The following is a 19904-nucleotide window of genomic DNA, read 5'->3' as shown; positions in this document are numbered from 1 at the left end:
GTGCGCGACATGATGCTCATCGCCCTGTACGCCTTCGCCGGCGCCGCCGCGGCCGGACTGCTCGGCGCCGGTGTCCTGATGCTGATCCGGCGCCGCTCGCTGACCGCGCATCTCGCGGTGGTCGCCGCCGTCGCCGTCACCGCGATGCTGGCCGGCACCCTCGCCGTCGCCCAGGCGATGTTCCTGTCCGCGCACGACCTGTCGGTGGTCACCACGGTGGCCGCGATGGCCGCCGTCGTCTCCCTGGCCACCGCGCTGCTGCTGGGCCGCTGGGTGGTGGCCCGCAGCCGGGCGCTGACGCTGGCCGCCCGGTCCTTCGGGGACGGCGGCGACTTCGCCGCGCCGGCCGGCCCGGCCACCGCCGAACTCGCCGCTCTCAGCCGCGAGTTGGAGGCCACCAGCGAGAAACTGGCCCGCTCCCGGGACCGCGAACGCGCCCTGGAGTCCTCCCGGCGTGAACTGGTCGCCTGGATCTCGCACGACCTGCGCACCCCGCTGGCCGGACTGCGGGCCATGGCGGAGGCGCTGGAGGACGGCGTCGCCGCCGACCCCGACCGCTATCTGCGGCAGATCCGCACCGAGGTGGAACGCCTCAACGGCATGGTGGGCGACCTGTTCGAACTGTCCCGCATCCACGCCGGCACGCTGAGCCTGTCCCCGACCCGGATGTCGCTGTACGACCTGGTCGGCGACGCCCTCGCGGGCGCGGACCCGCTGGCGCGGGAACTCGGCGTCCGGCTGGTCGGGGACGAGGTGGTGGCGGTGCCGGTGGAGGTGGACGGCCGGGAGATGAGCCGGGTGCTGGGCAATCTGCTGGTCAACGCGATCCGCCGGACCCCGGCCGACGGCACGGTGGCCGTCGCCGCCGAACGCCTGCCCGACGGAGTACTGCTGACGGTGACCGACGGCTGCGGCGGCATCCCCGAGGAGGACCTGCCGCGCGTCTTCGACACCGGCTGGCGCGGCAGCCACGCCCGTACCCCGCCGGCCGGCGCGGGACTGGGGCTGGCCATCGTGCGCGGCATCGTCGAGGCCCACCGGGGCCGTACCACCGTGCGCAACGTCTCCGGCGGCTGCCGCTTCGAGGTGATCCTGCCGCACGCTCCGGCCTGAGCCGCGCAGAGCTCAGGACCGGGCGAACTCCCGCATCCCCTCCTGGAAGCCGACCGCCGGCTTCCAGCCCAGCGCCGCCCGCAGCCGGGCGGAGTCGGCGGTGACGTGCCGGACGTCCCCGAGCCGGTACTCACCGGTCACCACCGGTTCGGGCCCGCCGCACGCCGCGGCGAGGGCGCGGGCCAGCTCGCCGACCGTGCGCGGCTCACCGCTGCCGGTGTTGTAGACGGTCAGCGCGCCCTCGGGGGAGTCCCCCTCCAGCGCCGCCGCGTTGGCCGCGGCCACGTCCCGCACGTGCACGAAGTCCCGCCGCTGTCCGCCGTCCTCGTACACGCGCGGCGCTTCGCCGCGGGCGAGCGCGGAACGGAAGAAGGAGGCGACGCCCGCGTACGGGGTGTCCCGGGGCATCCGGGGGCCGTACACGTTGTGGTACCGCAAGGACACCGCGCTGCCGCCGGTCGCGCGGGCCCAGGCCGCCGCCAGGTGCTCCTGGGCCAGCTTGGTCGTCGCGTACACGTTGCGGGGGTCCACCGGGGCTTCCTCGCCGACCAGCTCCGGTACGAGGGCGGCGCCGCACACCGGACAGGGCGGCTCGAACCGCCCCGCCGCGAGGTCGGCCACCGCCCGCGGCCCCGGCCGGACCACACCGTGCCGGGCGCAGGCGTACCGGCCTTCCCCGTACACCACCATCGACCCGGCCAGCACCAGCCGCCGCACCCCCGCCCCGGCCATGGCGGTCAGCAGCACCGCCGTGCCCAGGTCGTTGTGCGAGACGTAGTCCGGCGCGTCGGCGAAGCCGGTGCCCAGGCCCACCATCGCCGCCTGGTGGCACACGGCGTCCACGCCGCCCAGCGCCCGCCGCACGGCCCCGGCGTCCCGCACGTCCGCGGCGGGGTCGTCCGCCAGGTCGTACACCACCGCCTCGTGGCCGCGCGCCCGCAGCGCCTCGACGACATGGGACCCGATGAACCCGGCACCGCCGGTGACCAGTACACGCATACGGACACGCTAGGACCGCCGGCCGGCCGGCGGCGGGAGCGCGGCGGGTCCGTCAGCGGTCCGTAAGATCCGCGCCGTCCGCGCCGTCCGCGCCGTCCAGCGGCAGCGTCACCGTGAACACCGTCGTCCCCGGCGCGCTGGTCAGTTCCACCGTGCCGCCGTGCGCCACCACCAGTGACCGGGCCACCGCCAGGCCCAGCCCGCTGCCGCCCCGGTCGCGGCTGCGGGCCTTGTCGACGCGGTAGAAGCGGTCGAAGACCCGTTCCCGGTCGGCGGGCGGGATGCCGGGGCCCGTGTCGGCCACCGTCACCCGGGCCGTCTCCGTGTCGCGCGCCACCCGCAGGGACACCGCCGTGCCGGGCGGGGTGTGCACGGCCGCGTTGGTGAGGAGGTTGTCCAGGACCTGGCGGACGCGCTGCGGATCGAGGGGCAGGCGGACCGGCTCGGCGGGGGCCGTCACGGTCAGCGGACGGCCCGGGTGCGAGGCGCGGAACGCGTCGGCGGCCTGCCGGGCCAGCTCCGTCAGGTCGGTGCCGGTCATCCGCAGCGGTGCCGCCACCTCGGCCGCGTCCAGCCGGGCGAGCAGCAGCAGGTCGTCCAGGAGAACGCCCATCCGGGCCGCCTCGGCGCGCAGCCGGGCCAGATGGCGGTCCCGTTCGGCGGGTTCGTTGGCGGCCGCGTACTGGAAGAGGTCGGCGTAGCCGCGCACCGACATCAGCGGGGTGCGCAGTTCGTGCGAGGCGTCGGCGACGAACCGGCGCAGTCGGCCCTCCGCCTCGGCGCGCACCGCCAGCGAGTCGTCGATGTGCTCCAGCATCGCGTTGAACGCGGTGCGCAGCTCCGCCACCTCCCGGCCGCCGTCCCGCCCGGCGTCCCGCAGCGGCAGCCGGGCCGCCGACTCGGTCAGGTCGTGCGAGGCGATGCCGTGCGCGGTGTGCGCCATGTCGCTCAGCGGCTTCAGCCCGCGCCGCAGCATCCGCCGCCCGACCACCACCAGCGCCAGCAGCGCCACCCCGAACGCGACCACCTGTACGGCGATCAGATGGTCCATGGTGTTCTCGACGTCCCCCAGCGGCGCCGCGCTGACCAGCACCACCCCGGGCTGCACCTCGCAGGCCCGCAGCAGGTAGGGCCCGCGGCCGTCGATCCGGACGGTGCGCGTGATGTCCTGCCCCGAGCGGGCCATCTCCTCGGCCAGCGCGGTCAGCGCGCCCGGGTCGGCGGGCACGTCGGCGGGCTCGCGCAGGTCGGCCGAGGCGGCGGAGACGTCGTAGACGGCCGTGTACCAGCCGTAGTACGGCTTGCGCTGCACCGTGCCGTGCTCGGCCGCGTCCTTGGTCTGCACCACCTGCGCCAGCTTCATCTGGTCGACGAGCCGGGCCTCCAGGTAGTCCCGCATGTACGTGGTGAGCGCCGTGCCGACCACGGCGAACGCCAGCAGCGACAGCAGGCCGAGGCCGAGGGCCAGGCGGGTGCCGAGCCGCGAGTCGCGGTAGGCCCGCCACAGCCGCCGTACCGGACGCACCGGACCTTTCACTGGGCGGCCCGGCGCAGCGCGTAGCCGAAGCCGCGCACCGTGTGGATCAGCGCGTCGCCGTCGCCCGCCTCGTCCAGTTTGCGGCGCAGCCGGCTGACCACCAGTTCCACCACGTTGGACCGGCCGCCGAAGCCGTACTCCCACACATGGTCCAGGATCTGCGCCTTGGTCAGCACGGTCGGGGACTTGCGCATCAAGTAGCGCAGCACCTCGTACTCGGTGGGGGTGAGCGACAGCAGGGCCGCGCCGCGCCGCACCTGGCGGGTGTCCTCGTCCATGGTCAGGTCGCCGACGCTCAGCACCGAGCGCTGGAAACCGGGGCCGGCGCTGCGCCGCAGCACGGTCCGCAGCCGGGCCATCAGCTCCTCCACCGCGAACGGCTTGACCAGGTAGTCGTCGCCGCCCCGGGTCAGCCCCGCCACCCGGTCGGCGACCTGGTCGCGGGCGGTGAGGAAGACCACCGGCACCTGGGTGCCCGAGCGGCGCAGCCGGTCCAGGACGCCGAAGCCGTCCAGGTCCGGCAGCATCAGGTCGAGCACCACGATGTCCGGGTGGAACGCGGCGGCGGTGCGCAGCGCCTCCTCGCCGGTGTTGGCGGTCACCGCCTCCCAGCCCTCGTACCGGGCGACGGTGGCGACCAGGTCGGCGATGGGCGGGTCGTCGTCCACGACGAGGAGGCGTACTTTTTCCACCCGCCCATAGTGCGCCACCCGCCGCGCGCCGCCGAGCCCCAGGTCATCGCCGTACCGGGATCGATAACCACTCGAAAGCCGGTCGACAGGAAAACGACAGGGCGGCCGGGTGAAGCTCGGGGCGTGACCACTGCCCCACGCGCTCCCCGTGTCGTCCAGCCGCCCCGTACCCCGCTGCTGCGCCCCCGGGTGCTGGCCCGTACCGGCCTGTACGCGCTGTTCGCCGCCAACGCGGCCGTCGTGGCCGTCCTCTTCGTCCAGGGCGGCTTCGCCTCCAACGCGCTGATCGTGCTGGGCCGGCTGGCCGGGCTGTACGGCGCCCTGTTCATGGCGTTCCAGCTGCTGCTGGTGGCCCGGCTGCCCTGGCTGGACCGGCGGATCGGCATGGACCGGCTGACCTCCTGGCACCGCTGGACCGGCTTCGGCGTGCTGTGGACGCTCCTCGCCCACGTGGTGCTGATCACCTTCGGGTACGCGCGGGGGTCCGGGCTGGACCCGGTGAACCAGCTCGTCGACCTCGCCGAGACGGTCGAGGGCGTGCTGCGGGCGCTGGTCGCCTTCGCGCTGCTGCTGGTCATCGGCGGCGTCTCGGCGCGGGCCGCGCGGCGCCGGCTGGCGTACGAGACCTGGCACTTCCTGCACCTGTACACCTACGTCGCGGTGGTACTGGCCTTCACCCACCAGGTCGCCGCGGGGTCGTCGTTCACGTCGTCGTCGTGGGGGACGGGGTACTGGTACACGGTGTGGGGCCTCGCGCTGGGCGCGGTGTTCGCCGGGCGGCTCGCGCTGCCGCTGTGGCGGAACTGGCGGCACCGGCTGCGGGTCACCGCCGTCGTCCCGGAGAACGAGCACGTGGTGTCCGTGTACGTCACCGGCCGCGACCTGGACCGGCTGCCGGCCCGCGCCGGCCAGTTCTTCCTGTGGCGGTTCCTGACCCGGGACCGCTGGTGGCAGGCCAACCCGTTCTCGCTGTCCGCCGCGCCCGACGGCCGTACGCTCCGGCTCACCGTCAAGACCGCCGGCGACGGCAGCGCCGCGCTGCGGCGGCTGAGGCCCGGCACCCGGGTGTTCGCCGAGGGACCCTACGGCGCGTTCACCACCCTGCACCGCACCCGGCCGGACGCCGTGCTCGTCGCGGGCGGCGTCGGCGTCACCCCGATCCGGGCGCTGCTGGAGGAGCTGGACGGCCACGCCGTCGTCCTCTACCGGGTCACCGCCGAACCGGACGCGGTGCTCTACGACGAACTGCGCGACCTCGCCGCCGCCAAGGGCGCCGAACTGCACCTGGTGACCGGGCCGCCGGTGCCCGACCGGCTGGCCCCGGCCGAACTGGCCCGGCTGATCCCCGACCTCACCGACCGCGACGTCTTCCTGTGCGGACCGCCGCCCATGATGAACGCCGTCCTGGGCAGCCTGCGCGAGCTGGGCGTGCCCGGTCCGCAGATCCACTTCGAGCGCTTCAGCCTGGCCGGCTGAGGGGGAGACGAGAGCACGCCGTGAAACGAGCCATACCTGTTCTGGTGCTGAGCGTCGCGGGGCTGATTCCCGTGTGGCGGTACGCGCCCACGACGGCCCCGCAGGCCGCCGCCCCCACCCCTGCCGCGGCCCCCTCCCCCTCCCCTTCGGGTGCCGCCGGGCGGGTCGTCAGCGGTACCACCGTGAACACCGAGAAGGGCCCCGTCCAGGTCCAGGTGACCTTCGAGGACGAGCGGATCACCGCCGTCACCATGCTCCAGCAGCCCCACCACCCGCAGACCACGGCCGCCGTGCCGCAGCTCGTCGAGGAGACCCTCCAGGCGCAGAGCGCCGACATCGACACCGTCTCCGGTGCCACCGTCACCAGCGACGGGTACCGCGAGTCGCTTCAGGCCGTGCTCGACGCGGCGGGGCTCTGACGTGCGGCGCGTCGAGCACGTCATGGGGTTCCCGGTCTCCCTGCGGATCGACGACGAGGGCGTTCCCGGGCAGGCCGCCGACGCGGTCTTCGCATGGCTGCGCGAGGTGGACGCCCGGTTCAGTCCGTTCCGGGCCGACAGCGAGGTGTCCCGGCTGGACCGGGGCGAGACCTTCGAGCCGAGCGACGACCTGCGGGAGGTGCTCGGCCTGTGCGCGGAGTACCGGACGGCGACCGGCGGCGCCTTCGACGCCCGGCTGCCGGGGCGGCGGCTCGATCCCTGCGCGGTGGTGAAGGGCTGGTCGGTGCAGCGGGCGGCGGAACTGCTGACCGCGGCCGGGGCGCGCCGCTTCTGCCTCAACGCCGGCGGTGACGTGGTCGCCGCCGGCGGCCCCTGGCGGGTGGGGATACGGCATCCCGAGCACGCCGACCGGCTGTGCACGGTGCTGGAGATCACCGACGCGGCCGTGGCGACCTCCGCCCGCTACGAGCGCGGCGACCACATCATCGACGGCCGGACCGGCCGCCCGGCGACCGGACTGCTCAGCCTGACGGTGGTGGCCGCCACCCTCACCGAGGCCGACGCCGCGGCCACCGCCGCCTTCGCGCTCGGCCGCGAGGGCGTCACCTGGGCCGCCGCCCGGCCGGGCTGCGCGGTCTTCGCGGTGGACGCGGACCGCCGGGTACTGCGCTCCCCGGGACTGCCGGTGACGCGGACCGGGCGCCGGGCGGCGGCGTAACGGCCACGGCCCGGGGCAGGTGTGCCAGGCGGCCGGTTCAAGGGGCTGGCCTAGACTCACCCGGCAGTCGCACACGCAACTGCCCGTACAACCCCTGGCCAGCACTCCCGGCATGTCCGCCCACCCGAAGGGTATTCGGCGCTTTGATACGGATGGAATCAGTCACCAAGCGGTATCCGGACGGCACGGTGGCGGTGGACCGGCTGTCGCTGGAGATACCGGACCGCTCGATCACGGTCCTCGTCGGCCCCTCGGGCTGCGGCAAGACGACGACCCTGCGGATGATCAACCGGATGGTCGAGCCCAGCGAGGGCACCATCCTCCTCGACGGCGAGGACGTCACCCGGCAGCCCGTCACCACCCTGCGCCGCTCCATGGGATACGTCATCCAGAACGCCGGTCTCTTCCAGCACCGGACGATCGTCGACAACATCGCCACCGTGCCCCGGATGCTCGGCTGGAGCAAGCAGAAGGCCCGCGACCGGGCGGCGGAGCTGATGGCCCGGGTCGGCCTGGACACCTCGCTCGCCAAGCGCTACCCGTACCAGCTCTCCGGCGGCCAGCAGCAGCGCGTCGGCGTGGCCCGCGCGCTCGCCGCCGACCCGCCGGTGCTGCTGATGGACGAGCCGTTCTCGGCCGTCGACCCGGTGGTCCGCAAGGGCCTCCAGGACGAACTCCTGCGCCTCCAGGACGAACTGGGCAAGACCATCGTCTTCGTCACCCACGACATCGACGAGGCCATCAAACTCGGCACCATGGTCGCGGTGCTGCGCGAGGGCGGTCACCTCGCCCAGTACGCGCCCCCCGCCGAACTGCTCTCCGACCCCGCCGACGCCTTCGTCGAGGGCTTCCTCGGCGCCGACCGGGGCGTGCGGCGGCTGTCCTTCTTCCCGTCCGCCGCGCTGGAGCTGAGCACCGTCCCGGTGGTCCCGGTGGACGCCACCGCCAAGCGGATCGGCGCCGCCGCCAAGTCGCCGTATCTGCTGGTCACCGACGACGACGGCCGCCCGCTCGGCTGGAGCGAACCGCGCGACCTGACCCCGGGCGACATCGACCCGGCGCGGCTGCTGCCGTACGGGCGGCCGTTCACCCCCGGCACCGACTCGCTGCGCGCCGCCCTGAACTGCGCGGTGCTCTCGCCCACCGGCTGGGCGGTCGCCGTGGACGCGGCCGGCAAGGTCACCGGCGTGGTCTCGCAGACGGCCATCGGCGACGCGATCCGCGCCGCGCACGCCGAGCACGCCGGGGCGTCCACCGGGGCGGTGTCGTGAACGGCTTCTTCGACATCCCCAGCGACCTCCAGAACACCTGGCTCGGACTGATCGGCCTGCACCTGCGCGAGGCCCTGCTGCCGGTGCTGGCCGGACTGGTCCTCGCCCTGCCGATCGCCCAGCTCTGCGTCCGCTTCCGCTGGCTCTACCCGCCGGTGCTCGGCGTGACGACCGTCCTGTACGCCGTCCCGTCGCTGGCCTTCTTCGTGGTCCTCATCGACTACACCGGCCAGACCGAGCTGACCGTGATGATCCCGCTGGCCGTCTACAGCCTGGTCGTCCTGGTCCCGGCCCTCGTCGACGGCGTCCGCTCGGTGCCCGAGGAGACCCTGGCCGCCGCGACCGCGATGGGCTTCGGGCCGGTACGCCGCTACGCGCAGGTGCAGTTGCCGATCGCCGTGCCCGCCATCGTGGCCGGCCTCCGGGTCGCCGTCGTCTCCAGCATCTCGCTGGTCAGCGTCGGCGCGCTGATCGGCAACCAGGGCGCCCTCGGCAACCTGCTGGCCGCCGCCCAGAAGTACGACCGCCCCGAACTGGCCGCCAACTCGGTGCTCACCACCGCCGTCCTCGCCATCGCCTGCGACGCGGCCCTGGTCGCCCTGCGCGCCCTGCTCACCCCGTGGATGCCGCGCGGCACCCGCACCCGGCGCAGCCCGGCGGAGGCCACCGGATGAACGTCCTGAACTTCGGCAACGCCTTCTTCAGCGACGGCGCCCACTGGCACGGCTACGACGGCATCCCGCAGCGCCTCCTCGAACACCTCCAGTACTCGGCGCTGGCCCTCGCCGTCGCCGCCCTGATCGGTCTGCCGGTCGGCCTGGTCACCGGGCACACCGGGCGCGGCGGCAACGCGCTGGCCTTCGTCGCCACCGCCGCCCGCGCGCTGCCCAGCTTCGGACTGCTGGTCCTGATCGTCATCGCGATGGGTTTCGGCCTGTCCCAGGTGATGATCCCGCTGGTCGTCCTCGCCGTCCCGCCGATCCTGGTCACCACCTACGAGGCCGTCCGCTCCGTCGACCCGGCCCCGGTGGACGCCGCCCGCGGCATGGGCATGCGCGAGTCCCGGGTGCTGCTCCAGGTCGAACTGCCGGTCGCGCTGCCGCTGATCCTCAGCGGACTGCGCTCGGCGGCCATCCAGATCGTCTCCACGGCCACCATCGCCGCCTACGTCAGCCTGGGCGGCCTCGGCCGGTACATCGTCGACGGGCTCTACCAGCGCGACTACGAGAAGGTGGTCGGCGGCGCCACCCTGGTGGCCGTCCTCGCCCTGGTCACGCTGGGTCTGTTCTGGGCGGCCGGGCGGTTCGCGGTGTCCCCGGGGGTGCGCAGAAAACCGTAACCAGGCTGTTCTTGACTGACCGAGAAGCGGCGGGATGGGATCGGTGAATGACTTTCACTGCGAAGAGCAGCCGGTCCAGGACGAGGCACACCGGTGTGGCGGCCGTAACGCTGATGGCCACCGCGGCACTGCTCTCGGGCTGTTCCTCCTCCGACGACGGCGGCGACAACCCCCTGGACGGGGACAAGGCGGCGGCCGGCACGGTCGTCGTCGGCTCCAACAACTTCGCCGAGAGCACGCTGCTCGCCGACATCTACGGCGAGGCGCTCAAGGCCAAGGGCCTCAAGGTCACCTACAAGCACAACATCGGCAGCCGCGAGACGACGTACGGGCTGATGAAGAACGGTTCCGTCACCGTACTGCCCGAGTACAACGGCTCGCTGCTCGCCTACCTCGACGCGGACGCCGAGCAGACCTCCGCCGCGGAGGTCAACACGACCGCCAAGGCCAAGCTCGACAAAAGCCTCACCCTGCTGGAGTCCTCGCCCGCCGAGGACAAGGACTCGGTGAGCGTCAACGCCGCCACGGCGAAGAAGTACGGCCTCACCGCCGACTCGACGCTCGCCGACCTCAAGGACATCGCCCCGGACCTCGTGATCGGCGGCTCGCCCGAGTTCCAGACCCGGCAGCAGGGGCTGAAGGGCCTGGAGTCGAAGTACGGGCTGAAGTTCAAGTCGTTCAAGGCGCTGGACGCGGGCGGTCCGCTGACCCAGGCGGCGCTGACCAAGAACACCGTGCAGGCCGCGGACATCTTCACCACCGACCCGACCATCGTGAAGGAGAAGTTCGTCGTCCTGAAGGACCCGGACAACTTCTTCGGCTTCGCCAACGTCACCCCGCTGGTCAACAAGGACGGGCTGTCCGAGGAGGGCGTCGCCGCCCTGAACGCGGTGTCCGCGAAGCTGGACACCGAGACGCTGCTCGACCTCGACGCCCAGGTGCAGCTGGACAAGAAGGACCCGCTGGACGTCGCCAAGGCGTGGCTGAAGACGGCCGGCCTGGACTGACCGATCCCGGTACTGACCGATCCCGGTACTAGCCGGCCGCCGCGGCGATCAACTGGTCGACCAGGGCGATCAGTACATCCCGCGAGGAGATCCGCTCACGCGCGTCGCACAGCAGCACCCGGACCTGGTCCGGCAGTGCCAGCGCGTCGCGGATCTCCTCCGCCGGATAAGGGTGCTCCCCGTGGAAGCCGTTGACCGCGACGACGAACGGGATGCCCCGGCGCTCGAAGAAGTCGATGGCGGCGAAACTCGACTCCGGCCGGCGCACGTCCAGCAGGACGACCGCGCCGAGCGCGCCGATCGCCAGGTCGTTCCACATGAACCAGAACCGCTGCTGCCCCGGCGTACCGAACAGGTAGAGCACCAGGTCGTCGCCGACGGTGATCCGGCCGAAGTCCAGCGCCACCGTGGTGGACCGTTTCTCCTCGATGCCGGCCAGGTCGTCGACGCCCAGGCCGGCCATCGTCAGCGGTTCCTCGGTGCGCAGCGGGGCGATCTCGCTGACCGATCCGACCATGGTGGTCTTGCCGACGCCGAAGCCGCCGGCGATGAGGATCTTCACGGCGTCCGGAGCGGATGCCGCCGCGGTGACGGACTCAGAGCCGGCCAAGGCCCTCCCTCACTTTCCGTAGCAGGTCCAGGTCGGCGGTGCTGTGCGACACCGGGTGCGGCGCCCGCGCGACGATCCGGCCGTCCTCCAGCAGATCGCAGAGCAGGATGACCACCACGCTCACCGGCAGGTCGAGCAGGGCCGCCAGCTCCGCCACGGCGACGGGCTCGGCGCACAGCCGCAGGATGCGGGCGTGCTCCGGCTGCCGCCGCCCGGTCCGGCCGGGCGGCGGGTGCACCGCGGTCACCGTCGTGATGAGGGTGAAGTCGGCGCGGCTGGGCCGGGTGCGCCCGCCGGTCAGGGCGAACGGCCGCACGAGCCGGCCCTCCGCGTCGCCTTCCCTCATGTCACGCGTCGCCTTCCCTCATGGGTCAAGCACCGGGGCCCGTGACGCCCCGGGGGGCCGCGCTGAGATGCTCACCGATCTTCTTCACCAGCATGTTCATCTGGTACGCCACCACCCCCACATCGGCGTTCGGACCGGTGAGCACCACCAGGTGGGCGCCGGGTCCTGCGGAGGTCAGCACCAGGTAACTGTTGGCCATCTCGATCAGCGCCTGGCGCACCGGGCCGCCCCGGAAGTCCATGCTGACGCCCTTGCTGAGGCTCATCAGGCCGGAGGCGGTCGCCGCGAGCCGCTCGGCGTCGTCGCGCAGGAACCCGGTGGACTTGCTGACCACCAGCCCGTCCTCGGAGAGCACGACGGCCTGGTTGACGTCGGCGACCCGCTCCACGAGTCCGGTGAGCAACTGGTCCAGCTGGGTGTGGGTGGCGGGCGAGGGGCGTGTCATGGCGTGTCCTTCGTGAGCGGTCGGCGGGCGGAGTCCGGGGCGCGGCCGTCCCGTTCCTCGGGCTCCTCGTCACGGGCCTGGAGGGTGCCGCGCTGGAAACCGGCCAGGGAGGACGCGGCACGCTCGGCGGTGAAGTCGGGGCAACCGTCGCCCTCCGCGGCGGCCCCGGGCTCCTCGCGCAACTCGGCGGCGAGACTCGTCTGCGGGACGCGGCGGGGGAGGGGGGAGGGCAAGCCGCGGTCGGGCCGCGGGGTGAGTACGGGCGTGGCGGCGGGGGCGGGCGCCGGCGCCGGCCGCACGGTGTCGCCCTCGCCCTCGTCCTCGGTCCCGCGCTCCGGCCGCTCCCGCACCACGATCTCGTGCGGCACCAGCACGATCGCCGTCGTGCCGCCGTACGGCGACGGACGCAGCGTGACCGTGATGCCGTGCCGGTGGGCGAGCCGGGCGACGACGAACATGCCGAGCCGCAGATCGCCGGCGAGGGCCACCACGTCGAACTTCGGCTCCACCGCCAACTGCTCGTTGAACGAGACGTAGTCCTCCTCGGACAGGCCGAGACCCCGGTCCTCGATCTCGACCGCCAGGCCCCGGGCCACCATCGCCGCCCGCACCCCGACCGGCGCGGGCGCCGGCGAGTACGCGGTGGCGTTGTCGATCAGCTCGGCCAGCAGATGGATCACGTCGGCCACCGCGGGCGGCGCCAGGAAGACGTCCTCGTCGGTGGAGATCTCCACCCGCTGGTACTCGGCGACCTCACCGACCGCGCCGCGCAGGATGTCGACCAGCGCGACCGGCTCCCGCCAGCTGCGCCGCGGCTGCTCGCCGCTGATGATGACGAGGTTCTCCTCGTAGCGGCGCAACTGGCTGGCCACGGAGTCCAGTTCGTACAGGCCCTTGAGGACCTCCGGGTCGGTGTGCCGGCGTTCCAGCGCGTCGAGCTTGCCGAGCTGCATGTTGACCAGGTTCTGGCTCTGCCGGGCGATGCCGAGGATCACCTTCTGGAAGCCGCGCCGGGTGTCGGCGAGTTCCACGGCGGTGTGCACGGCGGTGCGCTGCGCGGCGTTGAACGCCTGGGCGACCTGCCCGAGTTCGTCCCGGCCGTAGTCCAGCGGCGGGGTCGCCGACTCCACGTCGACCGTCTCGCCCCGCTCCAGCCGGGCCACCACGTCGGGCAGCCGCTGCTCGGCCAGGCTCAGGGTGGCCCGCCGCAGACCGGTGAGCCGCCGGGACAGCGAGCGGGTGATCCGCCAGGACAGCACCACGCACAGCAGCAGGGCGAGCAGTCCGCCCGCGCTCAGCGCGCCCGCCGTGAGCAGCAGTCCGCGCGCCTCCTCGGCGCTGCGGTCGAGCAGGTCCGTGGTCTGCTGCCGGATCAGCTGCGCGTACCGCAGGGAGACCTCGTCGAAGGCGGCGGTCCACCGCTGCCGGGCGTCCGGCATGCGGATCGCGCCGGTCCCGTCCGCGCCGCGGGCCGCGAGCACCTCGTCCTCGACCGCCTCCATGGTCTGCCACGCCTCGCTCGCGAGGATGGACTCGACCTGGGTCTTCGCCGTGCCGCGCAGCGAGGGCATGATTTGGTCCTGGACCAGCCAGCGCCGGGTGTGCACCGCCTGGGAGAACGCGGTCCACTCGGCCTCGTCGAGCCGCCCGGCGGGCCAGGCCAGGGTGAGCCGGGCGTCCTCCTGGGAGGTCAGTTCCGCCGCGTGCTCCAGGGCGACCAGCGGGCCGGCCTGCGAGGTGAGGTCGCCGTCGTCGACCTGGGACAGCTCCTGGAAGGCGTGTATCTGCTCGTCGACGATCGAGGAGTACTGGTCGAGCGCCTGGTCGGGGGTGATGTCGGTGGGCGCGTCGACCTGGTCGCGGTAGTACTCCAGGCTGCCCAGCGAGCCGAGCACCGCGTACAGCCGTTCCGAGACCCGGGCGGGCGCCCGGTGGATCGCGTCGCTCTGCCCGACCAGTTCGGCCACCGCCGCGTCCGTCTCCTTGCGCCGCGCCGCCAGCTCCTTGCGCGAGCCGCCGGGCGTCGCCAGCCAGGTCGCCGAGACGCCGCGCTCCCGCTGGAGGGCGAGCGTGGCGTCGGTGCCCATCGCGCCGGTGGCCCGGCTCAGCTGGGTCTGCGACCGCAGCTCAAGGCCCTCGGAGAACATCCGGTTGGTGGTCACGCCCCACATCACGGCGAGGGTGACGCTCGGGACCACGGCCAGCAGGATCAGGGAGAGACGTATGGAGCCGAGGCGGCCGAGGCGGCGCGGGGCACCTGTCCGTGCAGACATCGTCGTCCTAGGCGATCGGTATCGGGGAGGAGAGGCGGGCCGGGGGCGCCGACGGGGTCTGGGACACCTGGCGGGCCGCGGACCGGTTCACCGCGTGCCGCCCGCCGCGAACCGCCCGACCGCGTCCGCGTTGGCCTTGGTGACGAACGCGGGCCCGGTCAGCACCGGTTCGGTGCCGCCGCCGCTGACGTTGCCGTTGGTCCGGTACAGCCACAGCCCGTCCACCGCGAGATAGCCCTGGAGGTAGGGCTGCTGGTCGACGGCGAACTGCACGTCCCCGCGCTTGACCGCGGCGACCAGGTCCTTGTCGAGGTCGAAGGTGGCGACCTGGGCCTTGCTGCCCGCGTCGTGCACCGCCCGCACCGCGGTCAGCGCGTACCGGGCGCCGTTCATGACGACCTCGTCGATCCGGGTGTCCTGCCCGAGCCGGGCGGCGACCGCGTCCCGCACCGCCTCCATGTCGGTGCCCTCGACGTAGAGCATCTCGGTCACGCCGCCGAAGGTCTTCTTCACGCCGGCGCAGCGCGCCTCCAGCGCGACGTTGCCGCGTTCGTGGATGACGCACAGGGTGTGCTCGGCGCCGAGCGCGTCGAGCTTGTCGCCGACGGCCCGGCCCGCCACGCTCTCGTCCTGCCCGAAGTACTCCAGCAGCCCGGTGGACCGCCAGGCGTCCATGCCGGAGTTGAGGCCGACGACGGGGATGCCGGCCGCGCGCGCCTCGGCGACCGGCTGCTTCATCGCGCCCGGCTTGGCCAGGGTCACGGCGATGCCGTCCACCCGGTCGCCGATCGCGTCCCGGACCAGCTCGGCCTGGCCCGCCGTGTCGGCGTCGCCGGCGTACGTCAGGTCGACGCCGTCCTTGGCGGCCGCCGCCTCGGCGCCCTTGCGCACCAGGTCCCAGAAGGCGTCGCCCTCGCCGCCGTGGGTGACCAGGGCGATCCTGATCCGGCCGCTGTCCGGCTTGCCGCCGCTCGCGGCGGCCGCGTCGTCGGCGGTACCGGAGCAGCCCGCCGTCAGCAGACAGGCCGCGACCGCCAGGGCGGCCAGACGCCGCCGCGCGGACGGGGCGGGCGGCGGGGGAGAACTGTTCATGGGAAAGCGGCACCTCGCTGAGCGGCCGAGCAGGAGGAACAGGGCGAGGGGCCACCGTCGGGCGACAGCTGTGCGCCAACTGGGTGAGTCTCGCTGGGCCGGAGCCAATCGCGTGTGACCACCGGTAGTCAAGTGACCAACGATGCGATGGCGGTTGTCACTACCGCATCGTGACAATCCGCGCGCCGAGCGGACCGGGCGCCAGGGCCCCGCCGACGCCGCCGGCCGGCCCGCGACCTCGTCAAAGAGGCTGATCGCAGGGTGAGTTATTGTCTGCTGCGGGTCAGAACACACGGCATGGCCCGTTCGGTTCCAGCCCAGGAGTGTCCATCCGATGGCGAGGCAGTTACGCGCCGAGCAGACCCGTGCGACGATCATCGCGGCCGCCGCCGACCTGTTCGACCGCCAGGGCTACGAGTCGACCAGCCTGAGCGACATCGTGCGCCGCGCGGGCGTGACCAAGGGCGCGCTCTACTTCCACTTCGCGGCCAAGGACGATCTCGCCCAGGCCATCATGGAGTTGCAGTCCCGGACCTCGCGCCGGCTGGCCCGCGAGATGGACGGCCGGGGCTACTCCTCCCTGGAAGCCCTGATGCGGCTGACCTTCGGCGTCACCCGGCTCTCCGTCGAGGGCCCGGTGCTGCGCGCCGGACTGCGGCTGGCCACCGCGGGCGTGCCGGTCCGGCCGCCGCTGCGGCACCCCTTCACCGAGTGGCTGGAGCTGGCCTCCGCCCGGCTGGTCGGCGCGGTCGAGGAGTCCGACCTGCACCCGGACATCGATGTCGACGCCGTCGCCCACACCTTCGTCTGCTCCTTCGTCGGCACCCGCGTGGTGGGCCGCGCCGTGGAGCCGGTCGCCCGCCAGCCCCGCCGGGTCGCCGAGATGTGGCGGCTGCTGATCCGGGCCCTGGTGCCGGTGACCCGGCGCCCCCACTACGCCCGCCTCGCGGTGCGCCTGGAGCGGGAGCCGGGACCGGTGTGACCACCGCGCTACGGTGAGCCGCATGCCCGACCTCCCCGCGCCCGACCTCCCCACGCCGTCCGAGAGGCCCTCCGCCGGTCCGGACGCCCTGCCGCCCGTGCTGCGCGCCGACGCGCCCGGCTCCTTCCCGCACTCCGTGCTGGCCGAACGGCACCCGGCGATCATCCGGCAGGTGCGGCGGAACCTCCCCTACGGCCCCGACCGCCGCCGCGCCCTCGACGCCCTGCTGGAGAACTGTCTGCGGGGCGGCATCGAACCCCTGCCCGAGGACGCCGCCGACCACGACCGCTGGGCGGCCTGGGGGATGTACGAGTACGCCGGCCGGTCCTGGTTCGAGGTGCCGTGGCTGTGGTCGGAGAGCTGGTTCTACCGCCGGCTGCTGGACGCGACCGGCTGGTCCGAGCCCGGCCCCTGGCACGGCATCGACCCCTTCCGGCCGGTCAAGCTGGCCGAACTCGACGCCCCGGAGACGGACCGGGAACTCGCCGCGCTCGACGGCCTCTCCCGGCTCCCCGCCGAGCGCCAGGCGGACGCCCTGCTGCACGGCTCCCTCTGGGGCAACCGCGCCGACCTCGGCTTCCGTCTCTCCGCCCGCACCGCAGCGGCCGCCGGCGACGCCCCGCCGCTGGTCGCCGACGACAGCGCCCGCCTGTGGTCCCTGCTGCCGCCCGCGGGCCAGTCCGGCACCCTGTGCCTGGTCGCCGACAACGCCGGCCGCGAGCTCGTCCCCGACCTGCTCCTCGTCGACCACCTCCTCAGCCACGGCCACATCACCCGCGCGGTGCTCCAGGTGAAGCCGTACCCGTACTACGTCTCCGACGCCACGCCCGCCGACGTGCTGGCCGCGGTACGGCGGCTGACCGGCGCGGAGGGTGCCGCCGCCGAGTACGGACACCGGCTGTGGGCCGCCCTGACCGACGGCCGGCTCACCGTCCGCGCCCACCCCTTCTCCTGCGCCCCGCTGCCCTATGCGGACATGCCCGCCGACCTGCGCGCCGAGTTCGCCGCCGCGACGCTCACCGTGGTCAAGGGCGACCTGAACTACCGGCGGCTGGTGGGCGACCGGCGCTGGCCGCCGACCACACCGTTCGCCGACGTCACCGGGTACTTCCCCGGCCCGGTGGCCGCGCTGCGCACCCTGAAGTCCGACGTGATCACCGGCCTGGCCGCCGCCACCGAGACCGCGCTGGTCGCCGCCGAGGAACAGCGCTGGCGCACCGGCGGGACCCACGCGCTGATCCAGGTACGGGACTGAGGGCGCGCGAGGTTCCTGACCCGGCCCGAATTCACGCGATGGTGTGATCATCAGCCGCCCCGAGGATGCCCCCGAAAGGCCCTGGGTAGGGCCCGGCCATGACGCAGCAGCCCTTCGAACTCCCGCACTTCTACTTGCCGCATCCCGCCCGGCTCAACCCCCATGTCGACGAGGCGCGCGCCCACTCGGCCCGGTGGGCGCGCGACATGGGCATGCTGGAGGGCTCCGGAGTCTGGGAGCAGCCCGACCTGGACGCCCATGACTACGGCCTGCTGTGCGCCTACACGCATCCCGACTGCGACGGACCGGCCCTCTCCCTGATCACCGACTGGTACGTGTGGGTGTTCTTCTTCGACGACCACTTCCTGGAGAAGTACAAGCGCACCCAGGACCGCGTCGCCGGCAAGGCTCACCTGGACCGGCTCCCGCTGTTCATGCCGCTCGACCTCGCGGCCGGGATGCCCGAGCCGGAAAACCCGGTGGAGGCCGGCCTCGCCGACCTGTGGCAGCGCACGGTGCCGGCCATGTCGGCCGACTGGCGCCGCCGCTTCGCCGTCGCCACCGAGCACCTGCTCAACGAGTCCCTGTGGGAGCTGTCCAACATCAACGAGGGGCGGATCGCCAACCCGGTCGAGTACATCGAGATGCGCCGCAAGGTCGGCGGCGCCCCCTGGTCGGCCGGACTGGTGGAGTACGCCACCGCGGAGGTGCCGGCCGCCGTCGCCGGCACCAGGCCGCTCAGGGTGCTGATGGAGACCTTCTCCGACGCCGTCCACCTGCGCAACGACCTCTTCTCCTACCAGCGCGAGGTTGAGGACGAGGGCGAGCTGAGCAACGGCGTGCTGGTCCTGGAGACCTTCTTCGGCTGCACCACCCAGCAGGCCGCCGACATCGTCAACGACGTCCTCACCTCCCGGCTGCACCAGTTCGAGCACACCGCGTTCACCGAAGTCCCGGCGGTGGCCCTGGAGCAGGGCCTGACCCCGCCCGAGGCCGCCGCCGTCGCCGCCTACGCCACGGGGCTCCAGGACTGGCAGTCCGGCGGCCACGAGTGGCACCTGCGCTCCAGCCGCTACATGAACGAGAACGTGTCCCCGACCGCCACGGCCACCCCCTGGCAGCGGGTCCCGGCCGGCCCCGGCGGCGCCGCCGCCGACATCCGCGCCCTGCTCGCCGCGGCCGGCGCCGAGCGGCGGCTGCGGTCCTTCACCCACGTACCGTTCCAGCCGGTCGGCCCGTCCCGCATCCCGGACATCCGGATGCCGTTCCCGCTGACCCTCAGCCCCGCCCTGGACGGCTCCCGGCGCCACCTGTCCGAGTGGTCGCTGCGGATGGGCATCCTCAGTGAAGGCGTGTGGGACGAGGACAAGCTGCTCAGCTGCGACCTGCCGCTGTGCGCCGCGGGCCTGGACCCGGACGCCGGCCAGGAGCAGCTGGACCTCGCCTCCGGCTGGCTGGCCTTCGGCACCTACGGCGACGACTACTACCCGCTGGTCTACGGCCACCGTCGCGACCTGGCCGCCGCCCGGCTGACCACGGCCCGGCTGTCCGCGTGCATGCCGCTGGCCGGCGAACCGGTGCCGCCGCCCGCCAACGCGATGGAACGCTCCCTGACCGACCTGTGGGCCCGCACCACCGCCGGCATGACTCCGGCGCAGCGGCTGCCGCTGCGGCAGGCCGTCGACAAGATGACCGCCGCCTGGGTGTGGGAGCTGACCAACCAGATCCAGCACCGCGTCCCCGACCCGGTGGACTACCTGGAGATGCGCCGCGACACCTTCGGCTCCGACCTCACCCTCGGCCTGTGCCGGGCCGGCCACGGCCCCGCCGTCCCGCCGGAGGTCTACCGCAGCGGCCCGGTCCGCTCGCTGGAGAACGCGGCGATGGACTGGGCCTGCCTGCTCAACGACATCTTCTCCTACCAGAAGGAGATCGAGTACGAGGGCGAGATCCACAACGCGATCCTGGTCGTGCAGAACTTCTTCGGCATCGACTACCCGACCGCGCTCGACGTCGTGCACGACCTGATGAGCCAGCGGATGCGCCAGTTCGAGCACGTGGTCGCGCACGAACTGCCGGTCGTCTACGACGACTTCCAGCTCTCCGAGGAGGCGCGCGAGATCATGCGCGGCTATGTGACCGACCTGGAGAACTGGATGGCGGGCATCCTCAACTGGCACCGCGAGGTGCCCCGTTACCAGGCGGCGTACCTGGCCGGGCGCAGCCACCGCTTCCTCCCGGACCGGGCGCCCGCCGTCCCCGTGCCGTAGCGCGACGCGCCGGGGGCCGGGACCGTCGGTGACGGTCCC

Annotated in this window: 19 protein-coding genes; 11 read left to right on the top strand and 8 right to left on the bottom strand. The window is 73.4% G+C overall.

The window, feature by feature from the left end; genetic code table 11:
• Complete coding sequence (locus ACTT8P_RS24605) at positions 1-1113, top strand: sensor histidine kinase (protein ID WP_442833904.1); 1113 nt, start codon at positions 1-3, stop codon at positions 1111-1113.
• Between the two features lie 12 nt (positions 1114-1125).
• Here ACTT8P_RS24605 and ACTT8P_RS24600 read toward each other — a convergent pair whose 3' ends face one another.
• Genes ACTT8P_RS24600 through ACTT8P_RS24590 form a run of 3 tightly spaced genes read right to left on the bottom strand, consistent with a single transcriptional unit; the run spans position 1126 to position 4341 of the window.
• The gene (locus ACTT8P_RS24600) at positions 1126-2112 is read right to left on the bottom strand and encodes an NAD-dependent epimerase/dehydratase family protein (protein WP_442833903.1); all 987 of its coding nucleotides are present in this window, start codon (positions 2110-2112) and stop codon (positions 1126-1128) included.
• A 52-nt stretch (positions 2113-2164) separates the two neighbouring features.
• The gene (locus tag ACTT8P_RS24595; protein ID WP_442833902.1) at positions 2165-3637 is read right to left on the bottom strand and encodes a sensor histidine kinase; all 1473 of its coding nucleotides are present in this window, start codon (positions 3635-3637) and stop codon (positions 2165-2167) included.
• 8 nt (positions 3638-3645) lie between these two features.
• On the bottom strand, positions 3646-4341 hold the full coding sequence (locus tag ACTT8P_RS24590) for a response regulator transcription factor (RefSeq protein ID WP_442833901.1): 696 nt from the start codon (positions 4339-4341) through the stop codon (positions 3646-3648).
• Between the two features lie 189 nt (positions 4342-4530).
• On the opposite strand from ACTT8P_RS24590, the gene ACTT8P_RS24585 reads away from it, so the two are divergent.
• The 7 genes from ACTT8P_RS24585 (at position 4531) to ACTT8P_RS24555 (ending at position 10592) form a co-directional block, all read left to right on the top strand.
• Positions 4531-5817, top strand: a complete 1287-nt coding sequence (locus tag ACTT8P_RS24585; RefSeq protein ID WP_442833929.1) for a ferredoxin reductase family protein — start codon at positions 4531-4533, stop codon at positions 5815-5817.
• 20 nt (positions 5818-5837) lie between these two features.
• Positions 5838-6236 carry an FMN-binding protein gene (locus ACTT8P_RS24580; RefSeq protein ID WP_442833900.1) on the top strand — a complete coding sequence of 133 codons (399 nt, stop codon included), beginning with the start codon at positions 5838-5840 and terminating at the stop codon, positions 6234-6236.
• 1 nt (position 6237) lies between these two features.
• Entirely contained in the window at positions 6238-6975 is a 738-nt protein-coding gene (locus tag ACTT8P_RS24575) for an FAD:protein FMN transferase (protein ID WP_442833899.1), read from the top strand.
• Positions 6976-7118: 143 nt separating this feature from the next.
• The gene (locus ACTT8P_RS24570) at positions 7119-8246 is read left to right on the top strand and encodes an ABC transporter ATP-binding protein (RefSeq protein ID WP_442833898.1); all 1128 of its coding nucleotides are present in this window, start codon (positions 7119-7121) and stop codon (positions 8244-8246) included.
• Positions 8243-8920 carry an ABC transporter permease gene (locus ACTT8P_RS24565; protein WP_442833897.1) on the top strand — a complete coding sequence of 226 codons (678 nt, stop codon included), beginning with the start codon at positions 8243-8245 and terminating at the stop codon, positions 8918-8920. The genes ACTT8P_RS24570 and ACTT8P_RS24565 overlap by 4 nt, the downstream gene beginning before the upstream one ends.
• Positions 8917-9585, top strand: coding sequence for an ABC transporter permease (locus tag ACTT8P_RS24560; protein ID WP_442833896.1), 669 nt, complete (start codon positions 8917-8919; stop codon positions 9583-9585). Before ACTT8P_RS24565 ends, ACTT8P_RS24560 begins: the two co-directional genes overlap by 4 nt.
• Before the next feature lie 47 nt (positions 9586-9632).
• Positions 9633-10592, top strand: coding sequence for an ABC transporter substrate-binding protein (locus tag ACTT8P_RS24555; protein WP_442833895.1), 960 nt, complete (start codon positions 9633-9635; stop codon positions 10590-10592).
• Positions 10593-10620: 28 nt separating this feature from the next.
• On the opposite strand, the gene ACTT8P_RS24550 is transcribed toward ACTT8P_RS24555, so the two are convergent.
• The 5 genes from ACTT8P_RS24550 to ACTT8P_RS24530 form a co-directional block, all read right to left on the bottom strand.
• The gene (locus ACTT8P_RS24550; protein WP_442833894.1) at positions 10621-11202 is read right to left on the bottom strand and encodes a GTP-binding protein; all 582 of its coding nucleotides are present in this window, start codon (positions 11200-11202) and stop codon (positions 10621-10623) included.
• A complete protein-coding gene (locus tag ACTT8P_RS24545) occupies positions 11189-11548 on the bottom strand; it encodes a DUF742 domain-containing protein (RefSeq protein WP_442833893.1) in 360 nt (119 codons plus the stop codon). The genes ACTT8P_RS24550 and ACTT8P_RS24545 overlap by 14 nt, the downstream gene beginning before the upstream one ends.
• A gap of 25 nt (positions 11549-11573) precedes the next feature.
• Positions 11574-11993 (bottom strand): roadblock/LC7 domain-containing protein, encoded by a 420-nt coding sequence (locus ACTT8P_RS24540; protein WP_442833892.1) that lies wholly within the window; start codon positions 11991-11993, stop codon positions 11574-11576.
• Positions 11990-14266, bottom strand: a complete 2277-nt coding sequence (locus ACTT8P_RS24535) for a sensor histidine kinase (RefSeq protein ID WP_442833891.1) — start codon at positions 14264-14266, stop codon at positions 11990-11992. Before ACTT8P_RS24535 ends, ACTT8P_RS24540 begins: the two co-directional genes overlap by 4 nt.
• An 87-nt stretch (positions 14267-14353) precedes the next feature.
• Positions 14354-15358, bottom strand: coding sequence for a substrate-binding domain-containing protein (locus ACTT8P_RS24530; RefSeq protein ID WP_442833890.1), 1005 nt, complete (start codon positions 15356-15358; stop codon positions 14354-14356).
• Positions 15359-15692: 334 nt separating this feature from the next.
• Between ACTT8P_RS24530 and ACTT8P_RS24525 the strand changes: the two genes are divergently transcribed.
• From ACTT8P_RS24525 to cyc2, 3 genes are all read left to right on the top strand, one after another.
• A complete protein-coding gene (locus tag ACTT8P_RS24525; RefSeq protein WP_442833889.1) occupies positions 15693-16340 on the top strand; it encodes a ScbR family autoregulator-binding transcription factor in 648 nt (215 codons plus the stop codon).
• Positions 16341-16362: 22 nt separating this feature from the next.
• On the top strand, positions 16363-17595 hold the full coding sequence (locus tag ACTT8P_RS24520; RefSeq protein WP_442833888.1) for a damage-control phosphatase ARMT1 family protein: 1233 nt from the start codon (positions 16363-16365) through the stop codon (positions 17593-17595).
• Positions 17596-17693: 98 nt separating this feature from the next.
• Positions 17694-19865, top strand: coding sequence for a germacradienol/geosmin synthase Cyc2 (gene cyc2 / locus ACTT8P_RS24515; protein WP_442833887.1), 2172 nt, complete (start codon positions 17694-17696; stop codon positions 19863-19865).
• The last annotated feature ends 39 nt before the right edge of the window (positions 19866-19904 follow it).

The organism is Streptomyces sp. JW3, from assembly GCF_052216785.1.
Classification (GTDB): domain Bacteria; phylum Actinomycetota; class Actinomycetes; order Streptomycetales; family Streptomycetaceae; genus Streptomyces.
This window is presented reverse-complemented; position numbering and strand designations above follow the sequence as displayed.

Bases quoted from the DNA above. Each gene is read 5' to 3' on its own strand.
- ACTT8P_RS24555 (WP_442833895.1), top strand. From the start codon at position 9,633: ATGACTTTCACTGCGAAGAGCAGCCGGTCCAGGACGAGGCACACCGGT.
- ACTT8P_RS24560 (WP_442833896.1), top strand. From the start codon at position 8,917: ATGAACGTCCTGAACTTCGGCAACGCCTTCTTCAGCGACGGCGCCCAC.
- ACTT8P_RS24525 (WP_442833889.1), top strand. From the start codon at position 15,693: ATGGCGAGGCAGTTACGCGCCGAGCAGACCCGTGCGACGATCATCGCG.
- ACTT8P_RS24535 (WP_442833891.1), bottom strand. From the start codon at position 14,266: ATGTCTGCACGGACAGGTGCCCCGCGCCGCCTCGGCCGCCTCGGCTCC.
- ACTT8P_RS24600 (WP_442833903.1), bottom strand. From the start codon at position 2,112: ATGCGTGTACTGGTCACCGGCGGTGCCGGGTTCATCGGGTCCCATGTC.
- ACTT8P_RS24540 (WP_442833892.1), bottom strand. From the start codon at position 11,993: ATGACACGCCCCTCGCCCGCCACCCACACCCAGCTGGACCAGTTGCTC.
- ACTT8P_RS24545 (WP_442833893.1), bottom strand. From the start codon at position 11,548: ATGAGGGAAGGCGACGCGGAGGGCCGGCTCGTGCGGCCGTTCGCCCTG.
- ACTT8P_RS24530 (WP_442833890.1), bottom strand. From the start codon at position 15,358: ATGAACAGTTCTCCCCCGCCGCCCGCCCCGTCCGCGCGGCGGCGTCTG.
- ACTT8P_RS24520 (WP_442833888.1), top strand. From the start codon at position 16,363: ATGCCCGACCTCCCCGCGCCCGACCTCCCCACGCCGTCCGAGAGGCCC.
- cyc2 (WP_442833887.1), top strand. From the start codon at position 17,694: ATGACGCAGCAGCCCTTCGAACTCCCGCACTTCTACTTGCCGCATCCC.